Genomic DNA, 12,319 nt, shown 5'->3' on the forward strand with positions numbered 1-12,319 from the left:
GCAAAACCCTGATTGGGTCAGAACAGGCGGTAAAGGTGGCTCAGAATCGCGCCGCGTGCATTCTCGATATGGCTGCGCATCGCGGCTTCAGCGCGGTCGGCATCCCGTGCAAGAATGGCGTCGATGATCTCCATATGCTCGCGGCATCCCGGTTCGAACCGCTCTGGGATGGACCCTTTGTCGAAAATCCGGGTCTTGAGCTTTAGCCCCTTCACCAGATCGGTCAGAACGCTGGAACCGGCGGTTTTCGCGATCAGGATATGCAGATCTTCGTCAAACTGGGCATAGTCCGCGACACTGGGACGGTCGCCCTCAAGATACTTGACCAACTGCGCCCGAAGGGCCAGAAACGGTTCTGGAGAGGTGTTGACGCTGGCCGCTTGACGGGCTGTCTCTCCCTCTAACAGTCTGCGAACATGCAGTATTTCCATGATTTCTGTCATGGAAATCCGGCTGACCGTTGGCACACCGCCCCCGGCCCGTGTCACCAACCCTTCACTTGTCAGTTTCGCGACGGCCTCGCGAACCGGGGTTCGTGATACGCCCAGACGTTCCGCGAATAGCTTTTCCTGCAAGGGCGTTCCAGAGGGCAATTCCCCCGCCAGGATCATGCCGCGCAGCCGGTCATGGACCGATTGGCCCAAAGTCTGCACAGTGGTCGGTTCCTGGCGCATGTTCGCTCCCTAACTTCTGATGTATCGTGACGCTATCGGTCAATCCTGCGCGGATAAACCCAGAAATGTTTTCGCTTGCAGATTAATGTATACGCTAGGTATCCAATAGCAAGAGTTTCAGCCGGAACAGGAAGGGCAAACCGATGTATGATGCGCTGATTACGGGCGGGCTGGTTGTTACGGCCACCGAAAGCCGCCGGGTGGATGTTGCGGTGTCCGGTGGACGGATCGCGGCGATCGGCACGGGCCTTGGCGCGGCAAAGACCGTCATTGATGCAAAGGGCCGGCTAGTTATGCCCGGCGGCGTCGATACCCATTGCCATGTAGAACAGATTTCCGGCGCGGGGCTGATGAACGCCGACACCTTTGAAAGCGCTACCCGCTCCGCCCTGCATGGCGGCACAACAAGCATTGTTTCCTTTGCGGCCCAACACCCCGGCAAGCGGCTGCGGCAGGTGGTTGACGATTATCAGGCCCTCGCCGCAAAGGGCGCGCTGATCGACCATGCGTTTCACATGATCGTTGCCGATGTCTCTGGTGAAAACCTGACCCGCGATCTGCCGGACCTGATCGCGGAGGGTCATCGCTCCATCAAGATCTTCACGACTTATGACAAGGTGCGCCTTGCCGATGACGCCATACTGGATGTTCTGTGGACGGCGCGCTCTGGCGGGGCGCTGGTGTGCTTTCACGCCGAGAATGACGCGCTGATCCGCTGGATGACTCGCCGCCTTCTGGACAGCGGGCGGACAGAGGCACGCTTTCATCCGCTGTCGCACCCCCGCGCCGCCGAAGTCGAGGCGCTGTCGCGCATGTGCGTATTTGCAGAATTCACCGGCCAGCCAATCATGCTGTTCCACATCTCCACGCGCGAGGGCGTCGAGATTGTCCGCGCAGCTCGTGCGCGTGGCGTCCCTGTCGTGGCCGAAACCTGCCCACATTACCTGTTCATGACGGGTGACACCCTGAATCTGCCGGGGCAGGCGGCGGCGGGCCTGATGTGTAGCCCACCGCAGCGCTGCTCGGATGACCAGGTGGCGCTGTGGGAAGGGTTGGCTGCGGGCAGCCTTCAGGTGGTGTCGTCCGACCATGCGCCCTACCGTCTGGATGCGTCGGGCAAGTTCGCGAACGGGCCAGATGCGCCGTTCAACCGCATCGCAAATGGTATGCCGGGGCTGGAACTGCGCTTACCACTGATGTTTGACGCGATGGTCAGCCAAGGTCGGCTGGGCGCGGAAAAGTTTGTGGAACTGACTGCAACCGCTCCCGCCGCGATTTTCGGGCTGACCGGCAAGGGCCGGATCGAAGTGGGCGCTGACGCAGATATCGCAATCTGGAACCCGGAGCTCAAAGTGACATTCGGCTTGGACGATCTGCACGACGCCACGGGATACAATCCCTTCGCGGGGCGAAGCGTGACTGGCTGGCCGGAAACCGTGCTGTCCCGCGGCGAGGTGGTGCTGGCCGATGGTCAGACTTACGGCGCCGCCGGTCGCGGCAAGCGCATCCCGATGGAGCGATCCGACGAGATGCGCCCAACTGAATTTCCAGAAGCAGAACGAATGGATCATCAGGTCTAGGTCGGATCGACATTCAGGATTCCCAAGTCGGGATTTGAGTTGCTCATCTGGTTCCCTGTTTAGACATGGAGCCTTAAATTGCCGCGAAGCGCTATGAGTTGAGCGATGCTCAAAATACGGTGCGTTCGCGGGGCTGCCAAAGTTACTGACAACCAGTAGCTTATGATCGACCCGACCATCCAGGGCGCCAACCAGCAGGCCGCGAACGGAAAAGGGGGGCTAAGGATCAGGCTATAGCGCGTTCCCAAGGGCGGGTTGACGATCAAGATCCACATGCTTGCCGATGTGATCGGGCGGGCTCTGAGCCTCCTGATGAAGGGCGGCCAAGTCGGCGAAATTACCGCAGCACGCACCCTGCCTGAGATGCAGGAAGGCCGCTCGATTGTGGCGGATAAAGCGTATGAGAGCAATGCCTTACGGGCCATCAATGCGGATAGCCGATCGCGTTCTTTGCCAATCTTTTAGTCCAAGAGCAACTTGATCTAACCCGTCATCAAGCCGCACGCCTGCCCCACCGCCAACGCCCAGCCGGATATGACCGGGCAGATCATAGGCGCTGCCGGGCAACAGGAAGGTGCGGTAGGGCGGGGCCAGAAGCATGCGCGCGAAGGCATCGCTGCCTAAGCCTTCGGGCAGACGAGCAAGGCCGATCAGCCCGGCTTTTGGTGGCAGCCAAGACAGCAAATCTTGCGTGGCGATCCAAGCGTTCATCTGCGCCAGATTGGCCGCACCTTCGAGCCGCGCGCGGCTGAGGGCGGTTGCATAGCGCGCGGGCCGCAGGGCGATTTCGGCGATCAGCTCGCCCATGATATTCATGATCTCGCTGGAGTTTTCGCGCAAAATCAACGCATCGCGCATGTGTTCAGCATCGGGGCAGATCATCCATCCGGTGCGCAAACCTTGCAGGCCCAATGCTTTGCTGACCGATCCGGTGGTGATGCCGCGCGCATAAAGCCCGGCGACGGATGGTGCCCGAGGGCCTGCCCATTCTAATCCGGCATAGACCTCATCCACCAACAACCACGCACCGACGCGGTCGGCGATGGCGACCACTTCGGCCAAATCGGCGGCCGTCATCAGATCGCCGGTGGGGTTGTTCGGGTTGGTCAGAAAGATTATCCGGGTGCCGGGGGTGATGTCTGCCGCAAGCCGGTCCAGCGGCAAGCGCCAGCCATCGGATTCACTGCGCGCGACTTTGACGATCTCGGCACCTTTGGCTTTGGCCAGCACCTCGGCTTGTGGCCAACCCGGGGTTTCCATCACGATGCGCTCGCCTGGTTGCAAAAGCTGCATGATCGACAGGAAATTGGCTTCGGCCGCACCAGCGGTGATCAGCACATCGGCGGGGGTGCAGATGCCGGTCAGCCCCGCTTGGGCCAGCACATGCTCACGCAATTCGGGCAGACCGCGAAAGTCGCGGCTGTTCCAGTCGAGCGATTGCTCAGGGTTCAGATCGGGCAGATAATCGCCCAGTTTCGGCGAGGCAGACAGCGAGAACCCGACGATGGCGTCTGGGGCTGCGTCGGTTGTCTCAAGCAAATATTCAAACAAGGTGTGTATCTTGACTTTCAACCATCTACTCCGCTTCATCCCGGCTGGGGGTGGCGGGATGATGGATCAGATTTTGCTTAAGGGGAAACCCATTCGGCTGGCGGTGCTGGATTATGGGCTGTTCAGGGTGCATTCCGGCCCGCGCGACGTGGGCATTTGCGGCTTTGCCGTTCAGACCGATGCCGACGAATTGGTGCTGATCGATACCGGGTTTCCGGCGAAATATGTGGCAGATGCCGAGGCTGCGACGGCCGAGGATAGCCTCGGCAGCTTTGGCCGGGTGCTGCGCATCACGCCAGAAAACACGTCCGAGGCGCAACTGGCCAAGCTGGGGCTGACCACGGCCGATGTCACGCTGATGATCCAAAGTCACACCCATATTGATCATGTCGGCGATATGGATGGCTTTCCCGGCGTGCCTATCCTGATCGCCAAGGCCGAGCGGGATTTGCCGCGTCCGCTGTATTGGTCGGGCAAGCAGGCGATGGAATGGCCTGCGCGCGACTATCCTCTGGTCACTGAGGATTTCAGTTTGGCGACAGGGTTTGAGGTGTTGCTGTGCCCCGGTCATGCGCCGGGGCAGTTGGCATTTATGGTCAACTTGCCCGACACAGGATGGGTGCTGCTAACTTCGGATGCGATCAGCCGCGCAGCAGAGATCGACGAAGGCTTTGCGGGGTCTTGGGATGTGCCTCTGGCCGTGCATCACGGCGCGCGGATCATGCAGCTTGCCCGAGAACGCGATGCGTTTGTGATCTATGGCCACAGCCCGCAGCAATGGCCCAGCCTGCGCAAATCTCCCAATTGGTTCACCTGACGTCGCGGCCCTGATTGAGAATGATCACATTGCCGCTGCAAATATCCCCGGCGGTCGAGATAAGAAAGCCTGCCCAAGCTGCTACCTCGGACGGTTGCATCGCGTGGCCGTGCGGCATCGCCGCGATAGCACGGGCCAGCACATCCTCGGTCAGCACGTTGAACAGCGGCGTTTCGGTCATCGCAGGCGCAAGCGAATTCACCGCGATTTTATCGCGGGCATAACGCCGCGCCAGATCTTTGGTCAGTGTATCAAGCGCTGCCTTCGAGGCACGGTAATGCGGCGGGTCAAACACGTCAAAATTATACGCACCATTCGAGCTGATATTGACGATTTTGCGCACCCCGGGCCGCCCGTGCATCAGCTTGATTGCAGCCTGACAGCAGTGAAACGCGCCCGAAAAGTTGATCGACATTTGCCGGTCCAACTCTTGCGCGGGTATCTCGGGGAAATCGGACATAAAGCAGGTCCCCGCGTTGTTCACCAGCGCATCAATGCCACCATGATCCTGTGCAATCCGCGCGAAAGTCGCGGTGATGGCCGCAGCATCGGTCAGATCGGTGACATGGCCGCTGAACCCAGCCTGCGCCATGCCGTCGAGGCCTGCTGCATCGATATCCAAGCCCACCACCTGCATGCCATCCTCAAGCAACTTGGCGGTGATCGCTCGGCCAAGACCGCCCGCTGCACCCGTCACTACGGAAATTTTTGTCATGTTTTACCTTACTGCTTCAGAGTCCTTACCGTTAGAATGGATTTCAGCACGATCACACCAGTTTCCGCAAGATGCTCCTGACTATAGGAAAACCCGACGGTGTTAGCCCGCATTTGATTATTGTGCTGTCTTTGTATCGTGTCGCACCAATCCCCGCGATTTAACCAAGGCATAGACCGCCGGAATCACGACCAACGTCAGGATAGTGGATGACACCATGCCCCCGATCATTGGCACAGCGATGCGGCTAATCACTTCGCAACTTCGGACCCGGTGCCAGTGGCCCAAAGGATAGGCATCTGGCCCAGCATGACAGCCGCGACGGTCATTATCTTGGGTCGAACACGCTCGACTGCCCCCACCGTGATGGCCGCGTTCAGGTCGGCGCGGGTGAAGGCCCGACCAGCTTGGGCGACGCCGGCAAGGGCAATGGACCCGACCGCCACAGCCACCGACAGGTTGAACCCCATTCCCCACATCAGCCAGACCCTGCCGACCAATGCATACGGCAAGGACAGCATGACGATCAGCGTTTCCGTCAGGCGGTGGAAGTTGAGGAACAATAAGAGAAAGATCCCCGCTAGCGTCAGCGGCACCACGATGGCGAGCCGGGCCTTTGCCCGTTCGAACTGCCCGCTCCAGCCGAGCGAATAGCCGAGGGATAGCGCCACCGCCGCCTGTGCATCGACCACATAGATCCCACTTTTGATTCCTGCAATGGAAAGAAATGGCCATCTCGCGCTGGAAGAGACGGTGAGAACCCGGCTGCTGGGGATCAGTGCTGCCAGCATCGATCGCGTTCTGGCTCCGGTGCGCATGGCCAGTTTGGGCGGCCGACCCCGTCGCAATGGCCATTCGTCAGCGGTACGGCGGAGCGTGCCAATACGCACTTACGCCGATTGTAACGATCCGGCGCCCGGTTTCATGGAGGCGGACCTCGTGGCTCATAGTGGTCCCTCGGCAAGCGGCAGCTTCGTTCAGACGCTGACACTGACCGATGTGGCCACTGGATGGACGGAATGCGCGCCGCTGCTCTTTCGGGAACAGCGATTGCTGGGCGAAGTGATGACTGCGATGCGTTCGTTGCTGCCTTTCCCGTTGCAGGGCTTCGACACCGACAATGACAGCATCTTCATGAACGAAACGATCAAGGCTTGGTGCGGGGCGGCACAGGTCACCTTCACCCGCTCACGACCCTATCGCAAGAACGATCAGGCCCATGTCGAGCAGAAGAACGGCGCCGTGGTGCGCCGGATGGTTGGCTATCGAAGGTACGCAGGCATTGCCGCAGCCACCGAATTGGCGCGGCTCTATCGTAGTGTGCGGCTCTTCGTGAACTTCTTCCAACCCTCATTCAAGTTGATGGAAAGGACGCGGGACGGGGCCCGGGTGTCCAAGCGCTATCACGCCCCTTTGACGCCGTTCCAGCGTTTGCAGGCCCACCCCGACGTTTCCGATGCAATAAAGCAAGAACTCACGGCGCAGTTCGAGGTGCTCGACCCAGTCGCCCTGCTCCACGACATCCGGCAGGCGCAGGCGCGGCTGGTGGTGCTGGCCGATGCAAAGCCGACCGACGATACCGACGTCGCTGACGGGGCGGACGTGGAGCAGTTTCTCGAGGGGTTGCGGCATGCGTGGAAAGAGGGCGAGGTCAGGCCGACATCCCGACGAAAACCGTCCGCGCCGAGAGGCCGCAGGCGCCCTGACCCGCTGGCAAAGGTGCCGGACGACTTGCGTGCATTATTCGATGCGGACATGGCGCAGACGGGGCGCGAGCTGCTCTCGAAGCTTCAATTTGCTCACCCGGAAACCTATCCCGACGGATTGCTTCGCACGGTCCAACACCGTCTGAAGATCTGGCGGGCAGCGATTGCAAGGGAACTGGTGTTTGGTGTCCGCCAGGTCGCGTCCGACCTAATGACCCCCGGCGCGATGCGCGATGTGGAAGCTTCGCGCGTCGGGGGTCATCAGAATCCGACCGCGGACCTGACATCGCCTAGCGATATCCTCCGGGAACATTTGGCTGAGGCAACTGCATGATCGCTCGGGAACATCGGTACGTGCGGCAATACGAGTTCTCATCCAGTTTGTCGCGCTACAGGCCCGGTGCGGCCAGGGTCACAATCCCGGCCAAGGCCATGCGGGGCGATGATCGACCATTGTGTGTCGGTCAGTGTAGTGCGGATCAAGGTTGCCTCCCATTTGGCAACCTTGAATCAGTCCGCGGCCGATTTGTGAATCCTTAAACGTCAACAGACCCTAGGTGTTCCATCCCGGAACATTGCATTGATTCGCGTCGCCTGCCATTGTTCATTGCAAGGTCCGTGCTTCGCGATTTGATCGCCGGGTTGCGCGCTGATGCCGAGGGGGTGCAGACGGCATGATGATCTCACTGCACAAGAACGCGACCACGACGCCGGGCATCCGTCAGCGGCTGTCTGGGAGCGATGAACCAGCATCGGTCCTGGCGCTGCGCTATGGGGTGAGCGAGGAGACTGCGCGCAAGTGGAAGCGGCGTGACAGCGTTCAGGACCTGTCCGCCACCCCGCACACTCTTCAAACAACGCTGTCGGTCGCCCAAGAGGCCGTGGTTGTCGAACTGCGCCGTCTTCTTCTGTTGCCGCTCGACGATCTTCTGGCGGTGACGCGGGAGTTCCTGAACCCGGAGGTCTCGCGGTCAGGCTTGGATCGGTGCTTGCGGCGGCACAGCGTGAGCAATCTCAAGGCCTTGCTGCCCAAAAGCCCTGCCGAGCCGCGCAAGACCTTCAAGGCTTATGAACCCGGCTTCCTGCATGTCGATGTGAAATACCTGCCGCAGATGGCGGACGAGACCACGCGGCGCTATCTGTTCGTAGCCATCGACAGGGCGACACGATGGGTGTTCGTGCGCATAATGCCCGCCAAGACCGCAGCGAATGCCCGGAGGTTTCTGCGCGATCTGAACCGGGCCTGCCCGATCAGGATTACCAAGCTACTGACCGACAATGGAAAAGAGTTCACCGATCGGCTCTTCGCTTCAAGAGCGCGCGCCGCCTCGGGGGACCATGAGTTCGACCAGCTCTGCGTCGAGCTTGGCATCGAACATCGCCTGACCCCGCCGAAATCGCCTCAGACCAACGGCATGGTCGAACGCTTCAACGGGCGCATCGCGGACGTGCTCAAAACCAACCGCTTCGACAGCGCGCTCGACCTGGAGCAGACCCTCATGCGATACGTGACACTCTACAACACCCAATTGCCGCAGTCAGTCCTTGGGAGCCGAACGCCGATGCAGGCCATGAAGGACTGGCACAAGTCCCACCCCCATCTCTTCGTCAAATCACCCCGTAACCTGCCGGGACGCGACACCTAGGCAAAGATCGAAAGAATGAAGGCCCACATCCACCAAAAGGACGGCTCCGAGATCGACGCCGAGGACATTTGCGCCGACAAGGTGATCTCGACACGGTCGTTGATGCTGGCGGCTGGGCTCTCTGGAGGTTGCCGAGTTCGCCGCATCAGACGCGACTTGCACGGCCATGAACTGCGGCCGACCCTCGGAGACAAGGTAACCAGACCGGACCTCCCGACGCCACCTGGTCAGCAATGCTCGCGAAATCTCGTAGCGCCGAGCCGTCGCAGCGCACTGCCGGTAGCCCCGGAGGCTCTCCTCGACGATCCGGACCTTCTCGGCATCCGTCCATTCCCGCCGCCGACCTTTGTCGACAAAGGAGAGAACCTCAATCTGTGATCTGAACTTGGGGTCATCCATAAGGTCAGCGTCTTAGCCAACCTCAGCCCAAACCGTCAGACGGCCCTCACCGGATGAATACCGCGTAACGATCGGAAAGATCGCAGAAACCCATCTGCGGCCTGACAATCTGCCTCCGTCCAATGCTGGACCAATATCTACACCGGCGTCAGATCAGGTGCAATTTTTCGAGGTGCTCTGGCCATAATAGGGATGCCAACAATAGTGAACTTCCCGCTCTTCGCCGACATGAGCAGCCTCTCAAAGTGCAAAATCGATGCTGTAACGGGCGCAACCACTCCACGCAGCGCCGCAAGAAGTGCCTCGAAGACGATCACATCGCTTCGGAAAACCGGGCTACAAGCCCAATTCGGACCTGCCGATTTCTCGTTTTTCGTCTCGGTTAAAATTCGGGCCTAAATGGGCAAGTCGCGGTTGTTCACGATCGCCTCCATCGTGATGTGGGAGGTGATCGCCTCCAACTCGACTTTCTCGATCAGCTTTTGATAGACGCGATCGAAGTCGTTCATATCCTCCGCCACAACTTTGAGCATGTAATCGTATTCCCCTGCAATCCGGTAGAAGTCTATGACATTGGCAATGGCCGACACCTCCCTGCGGAAGGTCTGCAGCCAGTCGCGCGAATGGTGCTTGGTGCGTATCATCACAAACACCGTCAGGCCAAGCCCGACTGCCTGCGCATTAAGTCGGATCGTATGCCCCTTGATCAGGCCTGACTCACGCAGCACCCGCAGCCGTCGCCAGCAGGCATTCTGCGACATGCCTACCTGTTCGGCCAGCTCCCGTTGCGATAAAGATCCGTCGCGTTGCAGGGCCCGCAGGATAAGCCGGTCAATTTGATCTGGATTATGGTTAATCATCGTTTAATTGACCCGAAATCTGTTTTCAGAAGGAGTAAAAAGGTACGATTTCTTCCGTATAAAGAGATATATGATCTTCTTACCCGATAAATTGCAAGAAAGATCCTTCGATGCAGGCCTCCCCTGACAGTTCTCTTGCACAATTCACAGCCGTGCTTGCAGGGGATGATCGGATTGAAAGGCTGCGTGCGGGTGTGATCGGCGAGGGGATCGAGATTCCGGGGCCTTTCGGCCCCCGCAAGCTGGTCTATGCCGACTACGTGGCGTCCGGCCGCGCGCTGCGCCAGATCGAGAGTTTCGTGATGGAAAACGTGCTGCCCTATTACGCCAACAGCCATACCGAGGCATCGTTCTGTGGCGCACGGATGACGCAGATGCGTCGGGAAGCGCGAGCTGTCATCGCGCGGATTTGCGGCGCGGACGCGGGCTTCGCCACGGTCTTTGCCGGGGCGGGTGCCACCGCAGGGCTGAACCGTATCGTGGCACTTCTGGGGGTTCACGAGGCTGTGCAGGCTGGCCAGCCGGTGACCGTGCTGATCGGTCCCTATGAGCATCATTCGAATATCCTGCCGTGGCGGGAAAGCGGCGCCAAGGTAGTCGAGATTGGCGAGGCCGCAACGGGCGGGCCAAATCTTGTCGAGTTGGAGGCGGCGCTGTTGGCGGCGGGTCCGGACGCCCTGACGATCGGCGCGTTTTCAGCCGCCTCGAACGTCACCGGGATCGTCACAGATGCCGATGCTGTGACGCGGCTTCTCAAACGTCATGGCGCTCTGGCGGTCTGGGACTATGCCGGCGGCGGCCCGTACCTGCCTATCGACATGCGGGCGGAGACGGACGCAGAAAAGGACGCCGTGGTGGTCTCGGCGCACAAGTTCATCGGTGGGCCAGGGGCGTCCGGCGTGATGATCATACGCAAAGCTGCCGTGCGCCGAACCCGGCCCGTTATTTCTGGCGGCGGCACGGTCCGCTTCGTTTCGCCTTGGGCGCACGACTATTCGACCGATGTCACAGTGCGCGAAGAAGCGGGTACGCCGAACGTGGTAGGCGACATTCGCGCCGCGCTATGCTTTCTGGTGAAAGATGCCATCGGTCAGGCGTGGATGAATACACGGCACGAGTTGCTGCGCCAGCGCGCCCTGCGCGTTTGGTCGGCTAACCCGAATATCGAGATACTCGGCAACCCTAATGCAACCCACCGTCTGCCGATCTTTTCGTTCCGTGTCCGCGATCCGCGCAGGGGCGGAATGATCCACCAGCAACTGTTCACACGACTTTTGTCGGACTGCCACGGGATTCAGGCCCGCGGTGGCTGCGCCTGCGCAGGGCCGTACGCCCACCGGTTGCTCGGCATCGACGAAACCCGATCCAACGCACTCCGCTCCGCGATTCTGTCAGGTGACGAAATGCAGAAACCGGGCTGGACGCGGCTAAACTTCAGCGCCCTTGCCGACGACGCAAAGGCCGATTTCATCATCGGGGCCGTCGATGCGCTGGCCGAAAACCCTTATCCCATGCTCACCACATACACCTGCGACGAAGCCACGGCACGGTTCAGGCCCGCGACAACGCCGCCTGAAGTATCAAGGATGGTCGGCTTGTCGGGAACGGAGCGGGAGAGTAGCGTCATGTATGGAGGGCTGCGGTTTTTCAAGTGAACTGATGCCGTGGATGCCTTCCTCATCTTGGTTCCAACGAAACCGCTTTGACATATTCGATGCCGACGGGTGGCGGTACCCATCACATCAGCTCAGCGCACTGTAGGGGGCTTAGGACTTCCGTCCGAAGACCTAAGGCAGATCCTGAAAGCAACCTAAGGACTGGACAGCCCTGCATCGGTCAACTGCTCGGGGTCGGGCAGGTCGCGCAGGGTCGCCATCCCGAAGGCGGCAAGGAAGGTCTCGGTGGTGACAAACGTATAGGGCGCACCGCGACGGGGTTCCCGAGGGCCGGTTCCGATCAGGTCCCGTGCGGCCAGCCGCCCGATCAGATCACGGCTGATCTCACGGCCAAAGATGTCTTTTAAGCCGTCGCGGCTGATCGGCTGATGAAACGCGATTGCCGCCAACACGGCCAGATCGAATTCGTCCAGCTCCAGTCCCTGCCCGGCCACCCCGGTTGCGACCCTGATTGCGGGGGCATAGTGAACCGCCCCTTGTTTACCGGAGACCTTCAACCTGACTAAGGATGAGGGCTATGGAAAAGAGTAAGACATCAAACCGTTATTCACCGGAGATGCGGGCGCGTGCCGTTCGCATGGTGTTGGAGCATCAAGGCTCCTATGAAACGCAATCTGCGGCAGTTGCTGCGATTGCCCCTAAGATTGGCTGCATCCCGGAGACATTGAGGGTCTGGGTTCGGCAGGCGGAAAAGG

The 12,319-nt window shown here is 60.1% G+C and carries 11 protein-coding genes and 2 pseudogenes; 6 read left to right on the forward strand and 7 right to left on the reverse strand.

The annotated features are described in order from the left end of the window. Positions 1 to 17: 17 nt before the first annotated feature. A complete protein-coding gene (locus AKV04_RS18075) occupies positions 18 to 674 on the reverse strand; it encodes a GntR family transcriptional regulator (RefSeq protein ID WP_054007814.1) in 657 nt (218 codons plus the stop codon). 143 nt (positions 675 to 817) lie between these two features. Here AKV04_RS18075 and hydA point away from each other — a divergent pair, with 143 nt between their 5' ends. Continuing rightward, positions 818 to 2,254 carry a dihydropyrimidinase gene (gene hydA, locus AKV04_RS18080; protein WP_054007815.1) on the forward strand — a complete coding sequence of 479 codons (1,437 nt, stop codon included), beginning with the start codon at positions 818 to 820 and terminating at the stop codon, positions 2,252 to 2,254. Positions 2,255 to 2,668: 414 nt separating this feature from the next. Here hydA and AKV04_RS18085 read toward each other — a convergent pair whose 3' ends face one another. After that, complete coding sequence (locus AKV04_RS18085) at positions 2,669 to 3,805, reverse strand: pyridoxal phosphate-dependent aminotransferase (protein ID WP_235815698.1); 1,137 nt, start codon at positions 3,803 to 3,805, stop codon at positions 2,669 to 2,671. 58 nt (positions 3,806 to 3,863) lie between these two features. Here AKV04_RS18085 and AKV04_RS18090 point away from each other — a divergent pair, with 58 nt between their 5' ends. Beyond that, a complete protein-coding gene (locus tag AKV04_RS18090) occupies positions 3,864 to 4,622 on the forward strand; it encodes an MBL fold metallo-hydrolase (protein WP_054007816.1) in 759 nt (252 codons plus the stop codon). Here the strand turns inward: AKV04_RS18090 and AKV04_RS18095 are convergent. Further along, positions 4,615 to 5,337 (reverse strand): SDR family NAD(P)-dependent oxidoreductase, encoded by a 723-nt coding sequence (locus AKV04_RS18095; RefSeq protein ID WP_054007817.1) that lies wholly within the window; start codon positions 5,335 to 5,337, stop codon positions 4,615 to 4,617. The genes AKV04_RS18090 and AKV04_RS18095 overlap by 8 nt on opposite strands. 251 nt (positions 5,338 to 5,588) lie before the next feature. Beyond that, entirely contained in the window at positions 5,589 to 6,128 is a 540-nt protein-coding gene (locus tag AKV04_RS25725; protein ID WP_235815700.1) for an efflux RND transporter permease subunit, read from the reverse strand. On the opposite strand from AKV04_RS25725, the pseudogene AKV04_RS18105 reads away from it, so the two are divergent. Together AKV04_RS18105 and AKV04_RS18110 are read left to right on the forward strand one after the other, a co-directional pair. Beyond that, positions 6,034 to 7,266: pseudogene (locus AKV04_RS18105) on the forward strand (ISNCY family transposase); the annotation flags it as partial. The gene AKV04_RS25725 and the pseudogene AKV04_RS18105 sit on opposite strands and share 95 nt — an antisense overlap. A gap of 451 nt (positions 7,267 to 7,717) precedes the next feature. Further along, on the forward strand, positions 7,718 to 8,689 hold the full coding sequence (locus tag AKV04_RS18110; RefSeq protein WP_054007819.1) for an IS481 family transposase: 972 nt from the start codon (positions 7,718 to 7,720) through the stop codon (positions 8,687 to 8,689). Here the strand turns inward: AKV04_RS18110 and AKV04_RS25730 are convergent. Together AKV04_RS25730 and AKV04_RS18125 are read right to left on the reverse strand one after the other, a co-directional pair. Beyond that, positions 8,657 to 9,088 carry a transposase gene (locus tag AKV04_RS25730; protein ID WP_156317642.1) on the reverse strand — a complete coding sequence of 144 codons (432 nt, stop codon included), beginning with the start codon at positions 9,086 to 9,088 and terminating at the stop codon, positions 8,657 to 8,659. The two genes, AKV04_RS18110 and AKV04_RS25730, sit on opposite strands and share 33 nt — an antisense overlap. Positions 9,089 to 9,483: 395 nt before the next feature. Beyond that, on the reverse strand, positions 9,484 to 9,948 hold the full coding sequence (locus AKV04_RS18125) for an Lrp/AsnC family transcriptional regulator (protein ID WP_407638467.1): 465 nt from the start codon (positions 9,946 to 9,948) through the stop codon (positions 9,484 to 9,486). A gap of 110 nt (positions 9,949 to 10,058) precedes the next feature. Between AKV04_RS18125 and AKV04_RS18130 the strand changes: the two genes are divergently transcribed. Continuing rightward, positions 10,059 to 11,603, forward strand: coding sequence for an aminotransferase class V-fold PLP-dependent enzyme (locus AKV04_RS18130; RefSeq protein ID WP_054007822.1), 1,545 nt, complete (start codon positions 10,059 to 10,061; stop codon positions 11,601 to 11,603). 155 nt (positions 11,604 to 11,758) lie between these two features. Here AKV04_RS18130 and scpB read toward each other — a convergent pair. Continuing rightward, positions 11,759 to 12,088: pseudogene (gene scpB, locus AKV04_RS18135) on the reverse strand (SMC-Scp complex subunit ScpB); the annotation flags it as partial. Positions 12,089 to 12,141: 53 nt separating this feature from the next. On the opposite strand from scpB, the gene AKV04_RS26285 reads away from it, so the two are divergent. After that, positions 12,142 to 12,319 (forward strand): transposase (locus tag AKV04_RS26285; protein WP_156317645.1); only part of this gene is annotated, 178 nt, incomplete at its 3' end.

This window comes from Cypionkella psychrotolerans (assembly GCF_001294535.1).
GTDB lineage: Bacteria > Pseudomonadota > Alphaproteobacteria > Rhodobacterales > Rhodobacteraceae > Cypionkella > Cypionkella psychrotolerans.